This window comes from Streptomyces sp. NPDC008139, from assembly GCF_042957025.1.
Taxonomy (GTDB): domain Bacteria; phylum Actinomycetota; class Actinomycetes; order Streptomycetales; family Streptomycetaceae; genus Actinacidiphila.
The window spans coordinates 396,017-412,418 of sequence record NZ_JBIBHM010000006.1 but is presented as its reverse complement, the minus strand read 5'-3'; the positions used below and the strand labels follow the sequence as shown (position 1 = coordinate 412,418).

Sequence of the window (16,402 nt, the reverse complement as noted above, 5' to 3'; positions counted from 1 at the left end):
CGTCCGCGGCCGGCCGGAGGCGGACGCGGTCCGTCGGCCCGCACGCCACGTGCTGGCGCGCCGGCACGTGTGCCCGGCCCGTCCGGGGGAACGACCAGGCCGTACGGGGGTGCGGCCCGGTGGGAACGATGAGCGAGGAACCGTTGAGCCAGAAGCGAGCAGCCGGGCCGGGGGCGGCGGACCCGTACTTCCCCGTGCACGGCGACAGCCGTTACGGCGTCCACCGGTACGAACTGGCCCTGGACTACCGGCCCGCGTCCAACCGGCTGCGCGGCACGGCGCGGCTCAGCGCGGTCGCGGGCGGCGCGCCGTTGCGTGAATTCGCCCTGGACCTGGCCGACTTCAGGCTCCAGCGGGTCGTGGTCGACGGTCGGCCCGCGCACTACACGCACCGGGCGGGACGGCTGCGCGTACGGCCCGCGAAGCCGGTCGAGGCGGGCGCGGCCTTCACCGTCGAGGTGACCTACACCGGCAACCCGCAGCCCATCAACAGCCAGTGGGGCGGCCTGGGCTGGGAGGAGCTGACCGACGGCGCGCTGGTCGCGAGCCAGCCGGTCGGCGCGCCGTCCTGGTACCCGTGCAACGACCGGCCCGCGGACAAGGCGTCGTACCAGATCGCGGTCACCGCGCCGTCCGCGTACACCGTGGTCGTCGGCGGGCGGCTGCTGTCCAGGACCACCAAGGCCAGCAGCACCACGTGGGTGTACGAGCAGGCGGCGCCCACGTCCAGCTATCTGGTGACGGTGTCGATCGGCCGCTACGAGACGGTCCAACTCACCGGCGGCGCCTCACTGTTCGCACCGCGCCGCCCGGTACCGCAGACCGGTTACGTACCGGCGGGGCTGCGCGGCCAATTCGCGGTCGACTTCGAGCGGCAGACCCGCATGATGGACTTCTTCGAGGACGTCTTCGGTCCGTATCCGTTCGGCGAGTACGCGGTGGTCGTCGCCGACGAGGAGCTGGACGTGCCGGTGGAGGCGCAGGGCATGGCCACCTTCGGCACCAACCACCTGGGGGGCAGGCGGCATTCGGAACGGCTGGTCGCCCACGAACTGGCCCACCAGTGGTTCGGCAACAGCCTGTCCATCGGCGACTGGCGGCACATCTGGCTCAATGAGGGCTTCGCCAAATACGCCGAGTGGCTGTGGTCGGAGCACACCGGCGGCCCGCTCGCCGCCGCGCACGCCGCCACCGCCCACGACCGCCTCTCCCGGCTCCCGCAGGACCTGCGCCTGGGCGACCCGGGACGCCGTCTGATGTTCGACGACCGCCTCTACCAGCGCGGCGGCCTCACCGTCCACGCCCTGCGACTGGCCCTCGGCGAGGGCGCGTTCTTCCGGATGCTCAAGGCGTGGACGACCATAAACCGCCACTCGACGGTGGTCACGGCCGACCTCGCCGCGCACGCGGCGCGCTACAGCGCCGACTCGCTCGACCCGCTCTTCACGGCCTGGGTCCACCGCACGCCGCTGCCCCGGCTCTAGGGCGTGTCCGCCGGAGGGCCGGGCGCGGGCCGGGATACGGGCGCGGGATACGGGCGCGGGCCGGCAGCCGGCGCGGGCGCCGGCGCGGGCGCGGGCGGGGGCGCGGGCGGGGAGCCGTCGCGGGCGGGGATACGGAGCCGTCGCGTCCCTGTCACAGGCGGGGAACAGCGTGTCACCGCCGGACAACCCTCCACCCCGCATTACGGTCATGTCAGGCGGGGAGCACGAAAGCGCCCCTGTCACCCGGCGCGGCCGAGAGCCGCGCGGGCCACGCATCCTGGGGGGATACGTTGAACCGCACCGCACACAAGATCAGGTCGTCCGCGGCGGCCGGGGGGATCGCCCTGCTGCTGTCCGTCGCGGGCTTCGGCCTCGCACCGGCGGCGCTCGCCGACAACGCGCCGCGCCCGCTCAGCCTCTCGCTGTCCGCCCCCGCTCCGACGGAGATCGGCCTGGCGGGACAGCCGGTGGAGTACACCGACACGGTCACCAACACCGGCGCCGACGCCACCGGCGAGCTGGCGATGCGTTTCCTCCTCGACGGCGGCCTGGGCCTGCCGTCCAACGCGGCGAGCCTGGAGTACCGCGCCGAGGGCGGCAGTTGGCGACCGGTGCCGCTGCACTACGCCGACGCCGTCTTCTCCGGCACCCTGCCCGGGACCTTCACGCTCGCGCCCGGCGCCTCGCGCAGCGTCCACCTGCGCATCGGCCTGCCCATGGGCACGGCCCACCACGGCGACAGCAACGGCGGCACCGACGCCCTGAAGGTGCGTACCACGGTGTCGCGTCCGGCCGGGGGCGCCGCCGCCGTCAAGGATGACCACACCATCGAGGTGGGCGCCCCGACCTCCGCGCTGAGGGGCGTGCCCGCCTCCATGACCGCGGGCGGCGCCCCGGCCACCTTCGGCGCCGAACTGTCCAACGCCACCGCGTCGGACTACAAGAACCTCTCCCACGTCCTGGTCACCAACACCTTCGCCACCGTCGAGGTCCGCCGCTCCGGCGGCTGGGTCAAGCTGACGCCGGAGACCACCGACGGCTACGCCGTCTTCGCCCTGGGCGGCAAGGACTCCTCGGTCGGCGCGCACACCGACACGGTCACCGAGGTGCGGCTGGCCTACGACAGGAACGCGGGCGGCACCAAGACCACGGTGAGCGACTGCGTCCTGGTCGACGCGGGTGCCAACCCCCTTTCCGGCAACGCCTTCTGCAACCGGCAGATCTCGATCACCGTCAAGTCCCCGGCCACTTCGACCCCGTCCGCCACCCCGTCCTCCACCCCGTCCGCCACCGCCTCTTCGACCCCGTCCGGCGCTCCGTCCGGCACCCCTTCCGCGACCCCGACGGCGACCGCTTCGGGGGCGGGCCCCGACACCGCCGCCCAGCTCGCCAAGACCGGCGGCGACGACTCCTCGACGATGGCCGTCGGCGCCGCCGCCCTCCTCCTGGCGGGCGGCGCGGTCGTCACCGCCGCGACCCGCCGCCGCGGCAGCCGCCGCTGACGGTCACGCGCGCGGACATCCCGGCCGCGTGGGCCAGGGCCGCCAGGGAGCGGCGGTGGTGCCCTCGGGGAAGACGACCACCGACTCCCCCGAGCGCAGCAACTCCGCCAACTCCCTGACGGTGTAAGGCAGTCGGCGTGCGTTCTCGCGGTCGATGAAGCGGGTTCCGGCCCGCTGGACGAGCGTTCCGACCACCGGCCACCGGCCCACCTCGCGCTTGGCGAGCAGGGTGGCGGGCGGCGTTCCCGTACGGCGACCGGTGGTCGTACGGCTGTACGTGACCGGGCCCGGTGTACGCGACCGGGCCCGGCGTACGTGACCGCGCCCGGTGTACGCGACCGCGCCCGGCGTTCGGCCGCCCGTCGCGCGACGCGCACCCTGGACAGAAGCGGCGGGCTCGGTCACTCTTCTGCACCATGACGGTACCCAGCCCCCTGATCAGCGCGGACTCGCCGCTGTCCGTGGCCGTCCCGGCCGTCGCCGAGCGGATCGCGGCGCTGCTGCGGTCGCCCTCGGACATGGCCGTGCCGATTCCCGGCGCGCAGTGGACAGTTGGGGAGGCGGCGGCGCATCTGATGCTGGCCAACGCCCTGATGGCGGACCTCGCCGCCGGGCGCGAGCGGTCGTACGGCGACGGGACACCGGGCGGCCTGGCCGCTGCCAACACCGCGTCCCTGGAAGCCTTTACGGAGCGCGACCCGGCGATCCTGGCGGCCGGGATCGTCCGGCACGCGCGGGCGTTCACGGACACGGCGCCGTCCATGGAGCCGGGCGCCCAACTGGCCACCCCGATGGGCCCCATGGACCTCGGCCACCTCGGCGCGTATCTGCTCGCCCACATGCTCGGACACGGCTACGACATCGCCGTCGCCCTCCGCCGCCCCCACATGGTCAGCCCCCAACGGGCCCTGCTCACCGTCCCGTTCCTCATGACGGCCATGCCCCGCGTCGTCGAACCCCGCACCGCCGCCGGGCACACCGCCTGCTACGACCTCCGCCTGCGCGGCGGCCCCCGCTTCACCGCCACCTTCACCGACGGGGCCCTCGCCGTGACCGACGCCCCGCCCCGCCGCCCCGACTGCACGATCGTCACCGAGCCCGTCACCTTCCTCCTCATCGCCCTCGGCCGCCGCACCACCACGAGCGCGCTCGCGCGCGGCGCGATCCTGGCCTGGGGCCGCAGGCCCTGGCTCGCGCCGCGCTTCCCGACGCTGTTCACGGCGCCCTGAGCCGGGGCCCTCAGGCGGGGCCTTGCGCCGGAGTCTTTGGGCCGTGGCCTTTGAGCCGGGGCGCCGACTCCGTGCTCAGGTAGCGCTCAGGCCGCGCCGACGAGGCCCGACTCGTACGCGATGATGACCAGCTGGACCCGGTCGCGGGCGTCCAGCTTCCCGAGCAGGCGGGAGATGTACGTCTTGACGGTCGCGCCGCTGATGAAGAGCCCGGCGGCGATCTCGGCTTGGCGCGGCCGAGGCCGACGAGGGTGAGGATCTGGCGCGGTCATCCCCGTGTGCGCGGGGGGCAGCAACTGGGCGCCGCCCAGGCCGCGGATGAACTGGGGTCATCCCCGCGTGCGCGGGGGGCAGGGAGAAGCCCGGTCCCGATCCACTGGAAGCCGGGGGTCATCCCCGCGTGCGCGGGGGGCAGGGAGTCGCGGGCGGCGATGTCGTCCCGACGAAGGGGTCATCCCCGCGTGCGCGGGGGGGCAGAAGCAGACCCGCGCCGCGCCCGTCGGCGCCCTGGGGTCATCCCCGCGTGCGCGGGGGGGCAGTTCTCCTTGCGATGGGTTGGTTGCGAGGCGGGGGGGTCATCCCCGCGTGCGCGGGGGGCAGCCACGGTCCGGATGCTCGCGAACCATGGCCGGGGGGTCATCCCCGCGTGCGCGGGGGGCAGCACCGCCAGATCTGCCAGGGGCGGTAATTGAAGGGGTCATCCCCGCGTGCGCGGGGGGCAGCACCGCCAGATCTGCCAGGGGCGGTAATTGAAGGGGTCATCCCCGCGTGCGCGGGGGGCAGGCGACGCCGCCGAAGCCGAGGGCGGCGATGAGGGGGTCATCCCCGCGTGCGCGGGGGGCAGTTGGTCCCGGACGGTCCGGTGATCGCAGGCTGGGGGTCATCCCCGCGTGCGCGGGGGGCAGGGGACAGCCGACGAAACACGGCCGCTGCTGGCGGGGTCATCCCCGCGTGCGCGGGGGGCAGGCTTGGTGACGTGGGGGTTTGTCGGCGGGTGGGGGCGGATTTCATCAGGTGGCGGGGATCGGGCAAATGCGGCGAACCGGCGCGCGTGGAGACGGTCCGCGTACAGCGTAGAGCTGAGGCGAGTGACCCGCCCCTACTGCATGGGCGGGAGCGGCTGAGGTCGTCATGAGGTTCATGGAGCGGGCCGGGGGCCCTGGGCGACGCGCGCCTCGGCAGCCGCCGTCCCGGCTGACGCGGGGTCACGACGCGCCGTGCCGTCGCCGCGCGATGCGCGATGCGCGATGGCGCGGCCGTCAGCGGGTGACGGCGACCGCTCACAAGGCGCGCCGCATGCAGACCAGTTGCTCCCGCTCGTCCCACGAGTCGGTGACGGTGAAGCCGAGCCGTTCGTACAGCGCGATGGCCCCGGTCCGCCACTTCCACACCGAGAGCCGGACCGTATCCGCGCCGTTCTCCGCCGCCTGCGCGAACGCCGCGCCGAGCAGGGCGGACGCGACGCCCCGGCCACGGAACTCGGCTTCGGTCCAGAGCCTCTTGACCTCGGAGTGCCCGTGGTCGGGACGCGTCAGCACTACGCAGCCCACGGCGGCGTCCCCCACGAGCGCCACCAGCACGACATCGTCGGCGAACGCGCTCCGAGGGTCGGTGATCTCGGCCCGGTACCGATCCGGCAGCCCGTCCACCCCCGCGACCGGCTCCCCCTTCTCGGCCTCGGTCCGCAGGTGGTAGGCCGCCAGCAGCCCGGCCAGCCCGTCACCGGCCGAAGGTGCCTGGTCCGGCCACCGGACGACGGCGACCTCAGGTTGATCACTCATGCCGCCAGCATCACACGGGGCGCCCTTTCGTCCGCACCCACCCCGTATCGAACGTCAGCGACCTCGGCACACGCAGTCGAGCCTTCCGACGTGCCCCCGCTCCCTCCGCGACCGCAGCTCCCGCCGTTCGCCCGCGCCCCGCCCGGTCGGAGAAACGGGAGGCTCCATGTCCCGTCCAGCGTCGGTGAGTCCCGACGAGCGGTCATCCCCGCAGGCGCGGGGACCAGCCCTGGGTAACGGTGTGGTGGACGACCACCCCGGGGTCATCCCCACAGGCGCGGGGGAACAGCTCACCAGAGTGAGCGGCGGGTCGAGGCGCCCGGGACCATCCCCGCGCGTACGGGGAGCAGGCAGGGGTGTACGGCTTTCCGTTCAGGGTGGAGGGGTCATCCCCGCGTGTGCGGGGAGCAGGACGCGCGCAACTCCGGCGTGGCCCCGGACCTGGGGTCATCCCCGCGTGCGCGGGGAGCGGCTTGCTGACGTCCCGAGTTGCCAGGCGCAGAGCCCGGGTTGAGCCAGGTGCCGAGGGTCAGGCAGGGGCGGCGAACGGCGACGCGACGAGGCCGAAGGCGCCTACGTACAGGATAGGCCGAGGGTGCGGCGGGGACTCAGTGGGCGGGGCCAGGCACCGCAGAGTCGCCCCACGGCGCAGGGGCAGGGGCAGGGACGAGGGCCCAGACGACCTTGCCGGGGGCGCCGACGCGCGGGGCGACACCCCAGCGGCCGTGGGTGACGGCGTCTACGAGGAGGAGCCCGCGCCCGCGTTCGGCGGCAAGATCAGGGGTGGGGGCGTCGAGGAGGACGGGTAAGGAACCGCCGGCGGCGTCGTGGACTTCGAGGAGCAGGCCGTCGGCGAGCCGATGGGCGCTGACGCCGAACTGCTTGCCGGGAACGTGCCCGTGGCGCTGCGCGTTGGCGGCGAGTTCGGCGAGGACGAGGCAGGCGGCCTCGGCCACGTCGCGTTCGGCCCGCCACGCGGCAAGGGTTCGCATCAGCGAGTGACGGGCGCGCCGTACTCCCAACGCCGTTGGGGGCCACAGCTCTTGTGGATCGGTGTACGGCTGCGGGGGCGGCGGCGCGCCACCGCCCTTCGCCTCTACGGCAACTCCCGACATAGCGCCTTACCGTCTCTCCGTGCGTGATCGAATTCTCACTTTCCGTACACAAGCGTGAGGCGGGAGCCATACGATCGCCAGGGGTCCGCCGTTGACCCCGCGAACAGCAAGGGGTACGGGCCCGGGTACGTGGCCGCCGCCGCGAAACCCGCAGGCGGGGGCGCCAATCGGCCCTGGCCACAGGCTCGTTGCCCACGGCGGAGGCAAGGCGAAAGGAACGGGCGCTCGGATGATCGACGGAGCCGAGGACGAACTCAGCCCACGCGCGATGCTCGCGGCCGAACTCACCAGACAGCGGGAGCGCGCCGGTTGGACGCTGGCCGAACTCGCCGATCGTTCCAAGTACGACCCGTCGTATCTCCAACGGCTGGAGAAGGGCGTCCGGCTCGGCTCCCTCGACGCCATCGACGCGCTCGACCGGCTGTACGGAACCGGCGAACTCCTCAGCAAGTTGTGGCGTGCCGCCAAGCGTGAGGCGGGGCAGAGCCGTTACCAGGGCTTCAAGGACTTGGAGGCCGAGGCGACGAGCATCCAGGAGTTCGCCGTCAGCACCGTCCCAGGGCTTTTGCAGACACCGGGTTACGCCGAGGGGCTGTTGCGGACGCACGGCCCGGAGAGCGAGGAGCTGCTGGCGAAACGGGTCAGTGACCGTATCGCCCGGCAGGACCGGCTCACCAGCGCGAAACCGCTGAACTACCGAGGTTTGCTGGACGAGTCGGTCCTCCGTCGACCAGCCCGTGACGCGAGCGTCTGGAGCGAGCAGTTGGAGCGCCTGGCGGAAGCCGCCGACCAGCCGAACATCACCCTGCAAGTGGTGCCGTTCGGCGTCGGGATGCACAACCTCCTCAGCAGTTCGCTGCAACTGCTGTGGCTCCCCAGCGGGCGAACGGTCGCCTATTTCGAGAGCAGTTGGAGCGGCCACCTCGTCGAGGAAACGGAGGAGGTGGAGCACTTTCGCTTGTCCTACGATCGTCTCCGGGACTCCGCACTGTCGCCCACTGAGTCCCTCGACCTACTGCGATCCGCGCTGGAGGACCACTAGTCATGCAGAGCACCGCACTGAACCTGAACGCCGCCGAGTGGCGCAAGTCGTCCTACAGCGGCGGGGCGGACCCGGACAGTTGCGTCGAGGTCGCCGACAACTTCCCCGGCACCGTCCCCGTACGCGACTCCAAAGACCCCCACGGCCCCGCCCTCACCTTCCCCGCCACCTCCTGGTCCGCCTTCATCGACGCCCTGAAGTCCGGCCAACTCCCCGCCGTCTGAACGTCCGAGGACCAGTGATCATGCCAAGCACCGGACCGAACCTGAGCGGCGCCGCGTGGCGCAAGTCGTCCTACAGCGGTGGGGCGGAGCCGGACAGTTGCATTGAGGTCGCCGACAACTTCCCCGGCACCGTCCCCGTACGCGACTCCAAAGACCCCCACGGCCCCGCCCTCACCTTCCCCACCACCTCCTGGTCCGCCTTCATCGACGCCGTGAAGTCCGGCCAACTCCACACCGTCTAGCGGTCCGCCCCGGCGCGGGGCCGGGGCGGTGCGTCAGAGGACGGCGAGGCGGTCGACCAGCAGTTCCGTCCTGCGTTCGGTGTCCCCCGGCGGGAGCCGCCCGGCGCGGGTCAGGGTGGCGAGTCCGTGCAGGGACGCCCAGAACAGCTCGGTGAACAGCCCCGGGTGGACGCCGTCCCCGGCCACCTCGCCGAGGGTCTCCAGCAGAGCGGCGAACGCGTCCTTCAGGGGCTCCGGCGTGTCCTCGTGCGCGAAGGCGAGGCCGCCGTCGAGGTTGAACATGGCGTCGTAGACCGCCGGGTTGCGTTCGGCGAAGTCCAGGTAGGTGCGGGCGAGGGTGGTGACCCGGGCGCGCGGGTCGTCCACGGCGGAGGTCGCGGCCCGTATCGCGACGGCCATCTCGGCGGCGCCCTGGAGGGCGACGGCGCCGATGATCTCGCGCTTCCCTCGGAAGTGGCTGTAGAGGACGGGCTGGCTGTACTCGATGCGCTCGGCGAGGCGGCGCGTGGTGACCGCGTCCCAGCCCTGTTGCTCGGCGAGTTCGCGGGCCGTCGCCACGATGAGGCGTTCGCGGCCCGCCCGTTCCCGCTCCTTGCGTTCCTGTACCGACATGACTCGATTCTAGCACCGCTAGACAATCGAGCGGTAGAAGGTCTAGCGTTGCACCAACAGCTAGCAACGCTAGATCCCTGGGAGGGTCACCATGCTCAACGCACTTGAGGTCATCACCACCGTGGTCGTCGGCGTGATGGTGGGGGTGGAGTTCTCCGTCGCCTTCGTCATGAACCCGATCTTCAACGCGCTCCCCGACGACAGCGGCCAGCTCGCCCGCGCCCACGGGGGTCGCATGCTCGGCGCCGTGATGCCGTTCTGGTACATCGGCTCGCTCGTCCTCGCCGCCGTCTGGGCCGTCGCCGGACGGCACCACGACGGTGTCGGCCTCGTCATCACCGGTGCCGCGCTGCTGATCGTCAGCGTGATCATGTCGATCCTGCTGCTCGTCCCCATCAACAACCAGAGCAAGACCTGGACCCCCGAGAATCGGCCCGCCGACTGGAAGCAGCAGATGAATCGCTGGGACCGCTTTCACTACGTCCGCGTCGCCGTCATCATCGCCGCCTTCGCCTTCCTGGCCGCCGCCCTCCTCTGACCGGGCCGCCCCGCCGCCGCGCGGGCGCGCGCCGAATCCCGCCCTTCCCCGCACGCGCGGGGCACGGGACGCGGGGAGCCGTGGAGCACCGCCCTCAACCGCCCTTCCCCGCACGCGCGGGGCACGGCGACCAGTGGCCGGTGCGTCGGCCGTTCGCGCCGAGGAGGGGGGCCATCCCCGCGTGCGCGGGGAGCAGCGGATGCCGCCTTTGGCGTACGACAGACCCTTGGGGACCTCCCCGCACACACGGCGGGGCAAGCAGGCTGCGGCGCTGGGTCCTGCCGGTGGATCATCCCCGCGTGCGCGGGGAGCGGGCCTCGTCGGCCGCCCATTTTCCGTACGGGCGGGCATCCCCGCACGCGCGGGGCGGTACCTCGGCAGCCACGACGAGCGGCAGGCGCGGGGGGCATCCCCGCGAGCGCAGGGGGCGGGCGGTGCGGACCCAGCCCTCGGCGCTGAGGAGGGGGTCATCCCCGCGCGTGCGGGGGGCGGGCCCCGCGCACGCTCGGTTTCACGATGGCCGAGGGGTCATCCCCGCGCGTGCGGGGGGCGGCGGGTGGTGGACTTCGTCCGCCACTTCACCGAGGGGTCATCCCCGCGCGTGCGGGGGGGCGGATCTCCTCCCGGGTCAGCCAGGGCATCGGGTAGGGGTCATCCCCGCGCGTGCGGGGGGCGGAGGACGTCACCGGCGGCGTACACCACGCCCAGGGGGTCATCCCCGCGCGTGCGGGGGGCGGGCTTTCTTGCTCGTGATGCCCATGCTCTCGAAGGGGTCATCCCCGCGCGTGCGGGGGGCGGGGTTGGTGAGCTGGGGGTTTGTCGGCGGGTGGGGGCGGAATTTATGAGGTGGAGGGGATCGGGCAAATGGGGCACCGGGACCGGGGGGCGGGCGTACCGCCTCAGCACAGGGTAGGGCCACCCGGGGGAGCCGTAGGGCGTCGTGGGGGGCTGCTCGCAGAGGAGTCGGCGGTCAGCGAGGGGACCAGGACGGGGTGGAACCGCCTTCGGGGACGGGCGAGGGCGGCGGGAGGCGCCGGGTGATGCGGTCGAAGAGGTCGGTGAGGGGCTCGCCGATGTCGCGGCCGAAGTCGGTGAGGCCGTAGGTGACTTGGGGAGGAGTCGTCGGCTCGACCGCACGCCAGATCAAGCCGTCCTGGACCAGGGCGCGCAAGGTCTGCGCCAGCATCTTCTCGCTGATGCCCCGGATGCTGTCGCGCAGCTCGTAGAACCGGAGGTCGTTGGTCCGCAAGGAGATCAGCACCCAGATGCCCCACCGGCTGGTCACGTGGTCGACCATGTCGCGCGCGGGGCAGTCGGTGTGAAACACCTCATAGCGATGGTCCGTCGCGACCGGCTTCAGCTGCACGCCTTCCTCCATGCCCGGAGCTTACCTTGGGGTATGTCCTTACGGAAAGTAAGCCCGGCTCCTAGCGTCAATCCCCGTAGCCACAACGGATAACGCAGCAGGAACGAGGAGCCGAACATGATCGTGGTGACCGGTGCGACCGGAAATGTGGGACGACCTTTGACGCAGGCACTGGCCGAGGCGGGCGAGCAGGTGACGGCGGTGTCGCGGCGACCCCCGACCGAAGCGGCGCAACTTCCGGACGGCGTAAGCCACTTGTCGGCCGACCTGACCGAACCGGCGAGCCTCGCAGCGGCGTTGGACGGAGCGAAGGCGCTGTTCCTGCTCCTGTCCGGCGACTTGCACGCCCCCGAAGCCAGGCCCGCCGACCTCATCGGCCTCGCCGCGGCCCACGGCGTACGCCGGGTCGTCCTGCTGTCCTCGCAGGGCGTGTCGACCAGGCCGCTCGACCCGTCGCGGGTCGCGATGCGCGCGGTGGAGGACGCGTTGCGGGGCTCCGGCCTGGACTGGGCGATCGTACGACCGGGCGGCTTCGCGTCCAACGCGCTGGCCTGGGCGGAGTCCGTACGTACGGAGAGGACGGTCGCCGCGCCCTTCGGCGACGTGGGGGTTCCGGTCGTCGACCCGGCCGACATCGCCGAGGTCGCGGCGGCCTGCCTCCTGGACGACCGGCACAGCGGCGGGGTGTACGAACTGACCGGGCCCGAGGTCATCACCCCACGTCAGCAGGCCGCGGCCATCGCCGCCGCGCTCGACTCGCCCGTACGGTTCCACGAACTCACCCGCGACGAGGCCCGGTTGGCGATGACCCGCTTCGTACCGGCCGAACTCGCCGACGACACCCTCGACATCCTCTCCGCCCCGCATCCAGCCGAGTTGGCCATCAGCCCGGACGTCCAACGCGTCCTCGGCCGCGCCCCGCGCCCCTTCCGTGACTGGGTCACCCGTAACATCGCCGCCTTCCGCTGAGGCGCCGAGTCCCGGTCAGCCCGGCCGGACCTCCCAAGTCGGGCTCAGGAGCGGGGTGTTGTAGATGATGATGTCGGCGTGGTCGGCGGGGTGGGCCGTGGCGGCGTAGAGCCGTTGGGCGGGGAGGTAGCGGTCGTGCCAGGACCGTTCGATCTCGGCGGCGGCCGTCAGCGCCGCGTCTCGGCTCCGGGCGGCGGCCGTCAGCGCCGCGTCTCGGCTCCGGGCCCGGTCCACCGTCTGCTCGAAGGGGACGGACACGAGGACGCGCAGGTCCCACCGGTCGAGGAGTTCGGGGCGGAGGAGGAAGACGCCGTCGAAGAGGAGTACGGCGTCCGCCGGAGCGGTCGCAGCCGGTGGCGACAGCGCGGTGTCGGTCTCCGCGTCGTAGGCCGTCGTTCGGAACCTCCGGTCTCCGCCAGGTCCCAGCGGGTCGAGCAGGAACCGGCACAGCGCGGCGCGGTCATGGGCGTCGAAGTAGCAGCCTTCGGCGGTGTACCGGCCGCGCCGGTAGCGCTGTGCGCGCGGGACGAGGAAGTCGTCCACCGTCGCCCGGATGACCTCGCGGCCCTGCGCCCGCAGCACGACGGCGAGTTCGTCGGCCAGCGTCGTCTTCCCCGCGGCCGGCGGCCCGTCGACCGCGACCCGCACCGGGTGCCCGGCCGTGACCGCCCCGGCCGTGACCGCCCCAGCCGTGACCGCCCCGACCGCCCCGACCGCCTCCGCCAGCCGATCGATGAGCTCCCCACGGGTGCCTCGCTCCATCGCCGCCCCTCCCCACGTGCTTGCGGTCATTGCACGTTACGGTGCCGCCGCGTCGGGTCGGCAGCGCGGCGTACGTGCCCGGCCCGGGCGGCCGGGAATGCCCGGCGCACCTGCGGGGAGCACGGGCCTTGTCACCCGCATTCGGGTGACTTCCCGGGCGTCGTCCCCCCACACGCGGAGGGGCGGCCTGATGCCGTTCCCGGTCAGCCTCCAGCCGAGGCCGCGGCAACGCAGAACTCATTGCCCTCGGGGTCGGCCATCACCACATGGTGCCCCTCGAACTCCTCCAGGACGACCCCGCCCGCCTTCACCAGCCGCTCGGACTCCGCCTCGATCCGTGCCCACCGCTCGTCGGGGCTGCCGTGTCCCGGCACCCGGACGTCGATGTGGAGCCGGTTCTTGGCGGTCTTCGGCTCGGGGACCTTGAGGATGCAGAGCCGGGGGCCGACGCCGTCGGGATCGCAGAGCCACGCGCCGTCGTCCGCGGAGTCGTCCTCCGGAAGGTCGAACTGCGCGAGCCACTCCTCACGGCTCGTGAAGGGAGCGGGCGGCGGCTCGTCCACATACCCCAGGGCCGTCTTCCAGAACGCGGCGAGGAGTTTCGCGTCCGCGCAATCAAGGGTCAGATCGATTCTGGCTGCCATAACAGGACCGTAATGCCCACCTCAGACAATCGCGGCTGACGCGGACGAGGGACAGCCCCGGATACCTCGCCTTCCCCGGAGCGGGGTCTTCCCCGCATTACGCGGCGGGGCGCGGACCCGGTCCAGGACGCCCGCGCACGCAGGGGTCATCCCCGCGTGCGCGGGGGGCGGCGCAGCCGCTGGGCAGCCTGCGCAGGTCGGGCGGGTCATCTCCGCGTGCGCGGGGGCGGAGGTCCGCGTGGGGGAACATGCCGGACGCGTAGGGGTCATTCCCGCGTGCGCGTGGGCAGCGCGGGTCGTCGGCGCGCAGCCCGGGGCGGCCCGGGGTCATCCCCGCGTGCGCGGGGGGGCGGGTTGCTCCCGCCGCCGGAGAGCATCACCATCGCGGGTCATCCCCGCGTGCCGGGGGGCGGCCAGCAGGGCGTCCGGTCGGCTCCGAGGGGAGGGGGCATCCCGCGTGCGCTCGGGCGGCGCGGGTCGTGGGCGCGCAGCCCGGACGGCCTGGGGTCAACCCCGCGTGCGCGGGGAGCGGAGTGGCTGACCTGGGGGATTGTCAGCGGGTGGGGGTGGATTCGGCCAGGGGACGGGGGCGGGCGAATGGGGCACGTGGCCGCCTGGTGGGGGACGGTGCCGCCCGGGGAAGCGTGTGGGCGGGGCGGCGGGCCGTGGGGGCGTATTCGGGGGTGCCCGCGAGGGCGGTGGCGCAGGCGGCCCGCGGCGCCGAGTCGCGTATGACCGGCACCCGGCACCCGGCACCGGCACCCGGCACGGGCTCGGCGGAGGGCTCGGCTGCCACGCCGACGGGTGACCGTGAGCACGTGCCGCGCGCGCCAGCGCTGCCTTGGGGTGGTCGGTAGGGTGGCCGGCTGTGGAGGACATGGTGGGGGTCCCGGCGGGACGGGTGACGGTGTCGGACCGGCGGACGCAGAAGAGCTGGCAGGTCGAGGTCGCGGCGTTCGAGATGGCGGCGGTGCCGGTGACGCAGGAGGCGTACGCGGAGGTCACCGGCCGGAGGCCGAGCAGTGTGGAGGGCAGGCGGCTGCCGGTGGAGGGGGTTTCGTGGTGGGACGCGGCGGAGTTCTGCGACGCCCTGTCGCGGCGGGAAGGGCTGACGCCCGCGTACGCGTTGGACCGTGAGGCCGAGCGGGCGGAGTGGGACGCGGCGGCGGACGGTTACCGGCTGCCGACCGAGGCCGAGTGGGAGTACGCCTGCCGGGCGGGGACGACGGGGCCGAGGTACGGGCAGCTCGACGCCGTCGCCTGGCACCAGGGGAACTCGGACGGGCGTGCGCACCCCGTCGGCGGCAAGGAGCCCAACGCGTTCGGCCTGTACGACATGTTGGGCAACGTGTGGAACTGGTGCTGGGACGTCTACGACGCCGAGGTGTACGGGACCTACCGGGTGCTGCGCGGCGGCGGCTGGGCCGACGAGCACTGGAGCTGCCGCGCGTCCGTACGGCGCCGCAGCCATCCGACGTTCGGGATCGACGACGTGGGGTTCCGCGTCGCTCGTTCTACGGTGCCGCCGTCGCCGCCCCGGCCGTAAGGGCCGTAAGGGCCGCAGGACTTTCGACCTCCACGGTCGCCCACGTCCGGACACACATCGCTGTTCCCGCAACGCACCGCCTGCGGGCCGGGGTTATCCCCGCACGCGCGGGGAGCAGACCTATAACGGCGTTATAGCCAGACGGGAAGAGGGGTCATCCCCGCTTGCGCGGGGAGCAGTCGTGCAGCTCGTCGATGATCGCGCCGTGCAGGGGGTCATCCCCGCTTGCGCGGGGAGCAGGTGGCCCGCGTAGCTGGCACGGGCTGGGTTGAGGGGTCATCCCCGCTTGCGCGGGGAGCAGGGCAATGTTCTGATCCACCAGATCAGCGTCGCGGGGTCATCCCCGCTTGCGCGGGGAGCAGGCTCGCTGACGTGCGGGGTTACCAGGGGGCAGGGGCCGATTGAACCAACTGTCGAGGATCGGGCAAATAGGGCAAGCGGCTCCTGAAGGCGGGCCGCACGGCCCCGAGCACAGGATATGGCCGCGGCAGGCGGCCGCAGGGGACAAGGCTGGACCGAGCGCCAAGACGTGGGTCCGGGCGACTCACGGGGGCTGGGTCCAAACAATCAGCGTGCGGTGAGCCGCAGTTCGTTCCGCCGCACCGAGTGGGCGGGGGCGCCCGAAGTTCCGTCGGACGTCATCCGGCGCGCTGGCCGAAGGTGACGCCGGGGCTGAGGCTCAGGGCGAGGACGGTGTCGAGTGCGGTCTCCAGCGGAAGGCTGTCCCGCTGGATCTGGGCGAGCAGGAGTGCGCCCTGCAAGGCGCAGAGGAGGGTGACGGCCAGGTCGTCCGGATCGATGCCGGGCCGGAGGCGCCCGGCCGCGTGCAGGGCGGCCAGCCCTTGGCCGATGACGGTGGACCAGCGGCCGAACCCGACCGAGACCCGAGCGCGGGCCCGCGCGTCGCTCTCGGCGAGCTGACCGCCGAGGGACCCGAGCGGGCAGCCGCCCCGGCCGTCGAGGCGTCCGGCCTCGGCGACGACGAGGTCGCGCCAGGCGCGCAGCCCCTCGACCGTGTCGAGCCCCGCCTGCTCGGTGGTAGTGACGATGGCGTCGGCCTGGCGGTCGATCACCGCCTGCACGAGCGCTTCCTTGTCGGCGAAGTAGTGGTAGAGCTGCGAGCCGCTGACCTGGGCCGCGGCCTTGACGTCTTCGAGGGTGGTGCCCGCGACGCCGCGTTCGTGAACGAGTTCGGCGGCGGCGTCGACGATACGGGCCCGGGTCCGCAGCCCCTTGGGCGTCAGCTTGGCCGTCGGGCGCGTATCGGTAGCCATGACGCCACGCTAACACCGTTTTGGACTTGAGAACCCATTTTTTGGACGCGAGAGTGGAATCTGCGACCCAGA

The 16,402-nt window shown here is 72.9% G+C and carries 18 protein-coding genes and 3 CRISPR repeat arrays; of the genes, 9 read left to right on the top strand and 9 right to left on the bottom strand.

What is annotated here, in order from left to right:
• The first annotated feature begins 128 nt into the window (after positions 1–128).
• Together ACFZBB_RS15370 and ACFZBB_RS15365 are read left to right on the top strand one after the other, a co-directional pair.
• Positions 129–1,484, top strand: a complete 1,356-nt coding sequence (locus tag ACFZBB_RS15370) for a M1 family aminopeptidase (RefSeq protein WP_391121984.1) — start codon at positions 129–131, stop codon at positions 1,482–1,484.
• 290 nt (positions 1,485–1,774) lie between these two features.
• Positions 1,775–2,986, top strand: a complete 1,212-nt coding sequence (locus ACFZBB_RS15365) for an LPXTG cell wall anchor domain-containing protein (protein WP_391121981.1) — start codon at positions 1,775–1,777, stop codon at positions 2,984–2,986.
• A 3-nt stretch (positions 2,987–2,989) separates the two neighbouring features.
• Here ACFZBB_RS15365 and ACFZBB_RS15360 read toward each other — a convergent pair whose 3' ends face one another.
• Positions 2,990–3,391: a 1-acyl-sn-glycerol-3-phosphate acyltransferase gene (locus ACFZBB_RS15360; protein WP_391121978.1), complete on the bottom strand. Its 402-nt coding sequence runs from the start codon at positions 3,389–3,391 to the stop codon at positions 2,990–2,992.
• Positions 3,392–3,402: 11 nt separating this feature from the next.
• On the opposite strand from ACFZBB_RS15360, the gene ACFZBB_RS15355 reads away from it, so the two are divergent.
• Positions 3,403–4,215, top strand: a complete 813-nt coding sequence (locus ACFZBB_RS15355; RefSeq protein WP_391121975.1) for a maleylpyruvate isomerase family mycothiol-dependent enzyme — start codon at positions 3,403–3,405, stop codon at positions 4,213–4,215.
• 86 nt (positions 4,216–4,301) lie between these two features.
• Here ACFZBB_RS15355 and ACFZBB_RS15350 read toward each other — a convergent pair whose 3' ends face one another.
• The 3 genes from ACFZBB_RS15350 to ACFZBB_RS15340 all read right to left on the bottom strand — a co-directional run bounded on the left by ACFZBB_RS15350 (position 4,302) and on the right by ACFZBB_RS15340 (position 7,111).
• Complete coding sequence (locus ACFZBB_RS15350) at positions 4,302–4,391, bottom strand: hypothetical protein (protein WP_391122276.1); 90 nt, start codon at positions 4,389–4,391, stop codon at positions 4,302–4,304.
• An 88-nt stretch (positions 4,392–4,479) separates the two neighbouring features.
• A CRISPR array of direct repeats spans positions 4,480–5,182; the repeat unit is 29 nt; unit sequence GGGGTCATCCCCGCGTGCGCGGGGGGCAG.
• A gap of 313 nt (positions 5,183–5,495) precedes the next feature.
• Positions 5,496–5,996 (bottom strand): GNAT family N-acetyltransferase, encoded by a 501-nt coding sequence (locus ACFZBB_RS15345; RefSeq protein WP_391121972.1) that lies wholly within the window; start codon positions 5,994–5,996, stop codon positions 5,496–5,498.
• A 608-nt stretch (positions 5,997–6,604) separates the two neighbouring features.
• Positions 6,605–7,111, bottom strand: a complete 507-nt coding sequence (locus ACFZBB_RS15340; protein ID WP_391121969.1) for an ATP-binding protein — start codon at positions 7,109–7,111, stop codon at positions 6,605–6,607.
• Between the two features lie 229 nt (positions 7,112–7,340).
• On the opposite strand from ACFZBB_RS15340, the gene ACFZBB_RS15335 reads away from it, so the two are divergent.
• From ACFZBB_RS15335 to ACFZBB_RS15325, 3 genes are read left to right on the top strand one after another with little or no spacing between them, the layout of a single operon-like run.
• Positions 7,341–8,153 carry a Scr1 family TA system antitoxin-like transcriptional regulator gene (locus ACFZBB_RS15335; RefSeq protein WP_391121966.1) on the top strand — a complete coding sequence of 271 codons (813 nt, stop codon included), beginning with the start codon at positions 7,341–7,343 and terminating at the stop codon, positions 8,151–8,153.
• 2 nt (positions 8,154–8,155) lie between these two features.
• Entirely contained in the window at positions 8,156–8,377 is a 222-nt protein-coding gene (locus tag ACFZBB_RS15330) for a DUF397 domain-containing protein (protein ID WP_391121963.1), read from the top strand.
• A 20-nt stretch (positions 8,378–8,397) separates the two neighbouring features.
• Positions 8,398–8,619: a DUF397 domain-containing protein gene (locus ACFZBB_RS15325; protein WP_391121960.1), complete on the top strand. Its 222-nt coding sequence runs from the start codon at positions 8,398–8,400 to the stop codon at positions 8,617–8,619.
• A 33-nt stretch (positions 8,620–8,652) separates the two neighbouring features.
• On the opposite strand, the gene ACFZBB_RS15320 is transcribed toward ACFZBB_RS15325, so the two are convergent.
• Positions 8,653–9,231 carry a WHG domain-containing protein gene (locus tag ACFZBB_RS15320; RefSeq protein ID WP_391121957.1) on the bottom strand — a complete coding sequence of 193 codons (579 nt, stop codon included), beginning with the start codon at positions 9,229–9,231 and terminating at the stop codon, positions 8,653–8,655.
• Positions 9,232–9,322: 91 nt separating this feature from the next.
• Between ACFZBB_RS15320 and ACFZBB_RS15315 the strand changes: the two genes are divergently transcribed.
• Positions 9,323–9,769, top strand: coding sequence for a DUF1772 domain-containing protein (locus ACFZBB_RS15315; RefSeq protein WP_355339867.1), 447 nt, complete (start codon positions 9,323–9,325; stop codon positions 9,767–9,769).
• A 343-nt stretch (positions 9,770–10,112) separates the two neighbouring features.
• Positions 10,113–10,567: direct repeats of the CRISPR family, unit length 29 nt; unit sequence GGGGTCATCCCCGCGCGTGCGGGGGGCGG.
• A 172-nt stretch (positions 10,568–10,739) separates the two neighbouring features.
• Here the strand turns inward: ACFZBB_RS15315 and ACFZBB_RS15310 are convergent.
• Positions 10,740–11,147 (bottom strand): winged helix-turn-helix transcriptional regulator, encoded by a 408-nt coding sequence (locus tag ACFZBB_RS15310; RefSeq protein ID WP_391121953.1) that lies wholly within the window; start codon positions 11,145–11,147, stop codon positions 10,740–10,742.
• Positions 11,148–11,252: 105 nt separating this feature from the next.
• Between ACFZBB_RS15310 and ACFZBB_RS15305 the strand changes: the two genes are divergently transcribed.
• On the top strand, positions 11,253–12,104 hold the full coding sequence (locus ACFZBB_RS15305; protein WP_391121950.1) for an NAD(P)H-binding protein: 852 nt from the start codon (positions 11,253–11,255) through the stop codon (positions 12,102–12,104).
• 15 nt (positions 12,105–12,119) lie between these two features.
• Here the strand turns inward: ACFZBB_RS15305 and ACFZBB_RS15300 are convergent, their stop codons facing one another.
• Together ACFZBB_RS15300 and ACFZBB_RS15295 are read right to left on the bottom strand one after the other, a co-directional pair.
• Positions 12,120–12,896, bottom strand: coding sequence for a cytidylate kinase family protein (locus ACFZBB_RS15300; protein ID WP_391121947.1), 777 nt, complete (start codon positions 12,894–12,896; stop codon positions 12,120–12,122).
• A 173-nt stretch (positions 12,897–13,069) separates the two neighbouring features.
• The gene (locus ACFZBB_RS15295; RefSeq protein ID WP_391121944.1) at positions 13,070–13,510 is read right to left on the bottom strand and encodes a VOC family protein; all 441 of its coding nucleotides are present in this window, start codon (positions 13,508–13,510) and stop codon (positions 13,070–13,072) included.
• An 877-nt stretch (positions 13,511–14,387) separates the two neighbouring features.
• Here ACFZBB_RS15295 and ACFZBB_RS15290 point away from each other — a divergent pair.
• Positions 14,388–15,056 carry an SUMF1/EgtB/PvdO family nonheme iron enzyme gene (locus ACFZBB_RS15290; RefSeq protein WP_391122273.1) on the top strand — a complete coding sequence of 223 codons (669 nt, stop codon included), beginning with the start codon at positions 14,388–14,390 and terminating at the stop codon, positions 15,054–15,056.
• Between the two features lie 89 nt (positions 15,057–15,145).
• Positions 15,146–15,418: direct repeats of the CRISPR family, unit length 29 nt; unit sequence GGGGTCATCCCCGCTTGCGCGGGGAGCAG.
• A gap of 276 nt (positions 15,419–15,694) precedes the next feature.
• On the opposite strand, the gene ACFZBB_RS15285 is transcribed toward ACFZBB_RS15290, so the two are convergent.
• Positions 15,695–16,330 carry a TetR family transcriptional regulator gene (locus ACFZBB_RS15285; RefSeq protein WP_391121941.1) on the bottom strand — a complete coding sequence of 212 codons (636 nt, stop codon included), beginning with the start codon at positions 16,328–16,330 and terminating at the stop codon, positions 15,695–15,697.
• Positions 16,331–16,402 lie beyond the last annotated feature (72 nt).

Excerpts from the sequence above, each read along its gene's own strand:
- ACFZBB_RS15370 (WP_391121984.1), top strand. The coding sequence starts at position 129 with ATGAGCGAGGAACCGTTGAGCCAGAAGCGAGCAGCCGGGCCGGGGGCG.
- ACFZBB_RS15355 (WP_391121975.1), top strand. The coding sequence starts at position 3,403 with ATGACGGTACCCAGCCCCCTGATCAGCGCGGACTCGCCGCTGTCCGTG.
- ACFZBB_RS15345 (WP_391121972.1), bottom strand. The coding sequence starts at position 5,996 with ATGAGTGATCAACCTGAGGTCGCCGTCGTCCGGTGGCCGGACCAGGCA.
- ACFZBB_RS15340 (WP_391121969.1), bottom strand. The coding sequence starts at position 7,111 with ATGTCGGGAGTTGCCGTAGAGGCGAAGGGCGGTGGCGCGCCGCCGCCC.
- ACFZBB_RS15335 (WP_391121966.1), top strand. The coding sequence starts at position 7,341 with ATGATCGACGGAGCCGAGGACGAACTCAGCCCACGCGCGATGCTCGCG.
- ACFZBB_RS15330 (WP_391121963.1), top strand. The coding sequence starts at position 8,156 with ATGCAGAGCACCGCACTGAACCTGAACGCCGCCGAGTGGCGCAAGTCG.
- ACFZBB_RS15325 (WP_391121960.1), top strand. The coding sequence starts at position 8,398 with ATGCCAAGCACCGGACCGAACCTGAGCGGCGCCGCGTGGCGCAAGTCG.
- ACFZBB_RS15320 (WP_391121957.1), bottom strand. The coding sequence starts at position 9,231 with ATGTCGGTACAGGAACGCAAGGAGCGGGAACGGGCGGGCCGCGAACGC.
- ACFZBB_RS15315 (WP_355339867.1), top strand. The coding sequence starts at position 9,323 with ATGCTCAACGCACTTGAGGTCATCACCACCGTGGTCGTCGGCGTGATG.
- ACFZBB_RS15310 (WP_391121953.1), bottom strand. The coding sequence starts at position 11,147 with ATGGAGGAAGGCGTGCAGCTGAAGCCGGTCGCGACGGACCATCGCTAT.
- ACFZBB_RS15305 (WP_391121950.1), top strand. The coding sequence starts at position 11,253 with ATGATCGTGGTGACCGGTGCGACCGGAAATGTGGGACGACCTTTGACG.
- ACFZBB_RS15300 (WP_391121947.1), bottom strand. The coding sequence starts at position 12,896 with ATGACCGCAAGCACGTGGGGAGGGGCGGCGATGGAGCGAGGCACCCGT.
- ACFZBB_RS15295 (WP_391121944.1), bottom strand. The coding sequence starts at position 13,510 with ATGGCAGCCAGAATCGATCTGACCCTTGATTGCGCGGACGCGAAACTC.
- ACFZBB_RS15290 (WP_391122273.1), top strand. The coding sequence starts at position 14,388 with ATGGTGGGGGTCCCGGCGGGACGGGTGACGGTGTCGGACCGGCGGACG.
- ACFZBB_RS15285 (WP_391121941.1), bottom strand. The coding sequence starts at position 16,330 with ATGGCTACCGATACGCGCCCGACGGCCAAGCTGACGCCCAAGGGGCTG.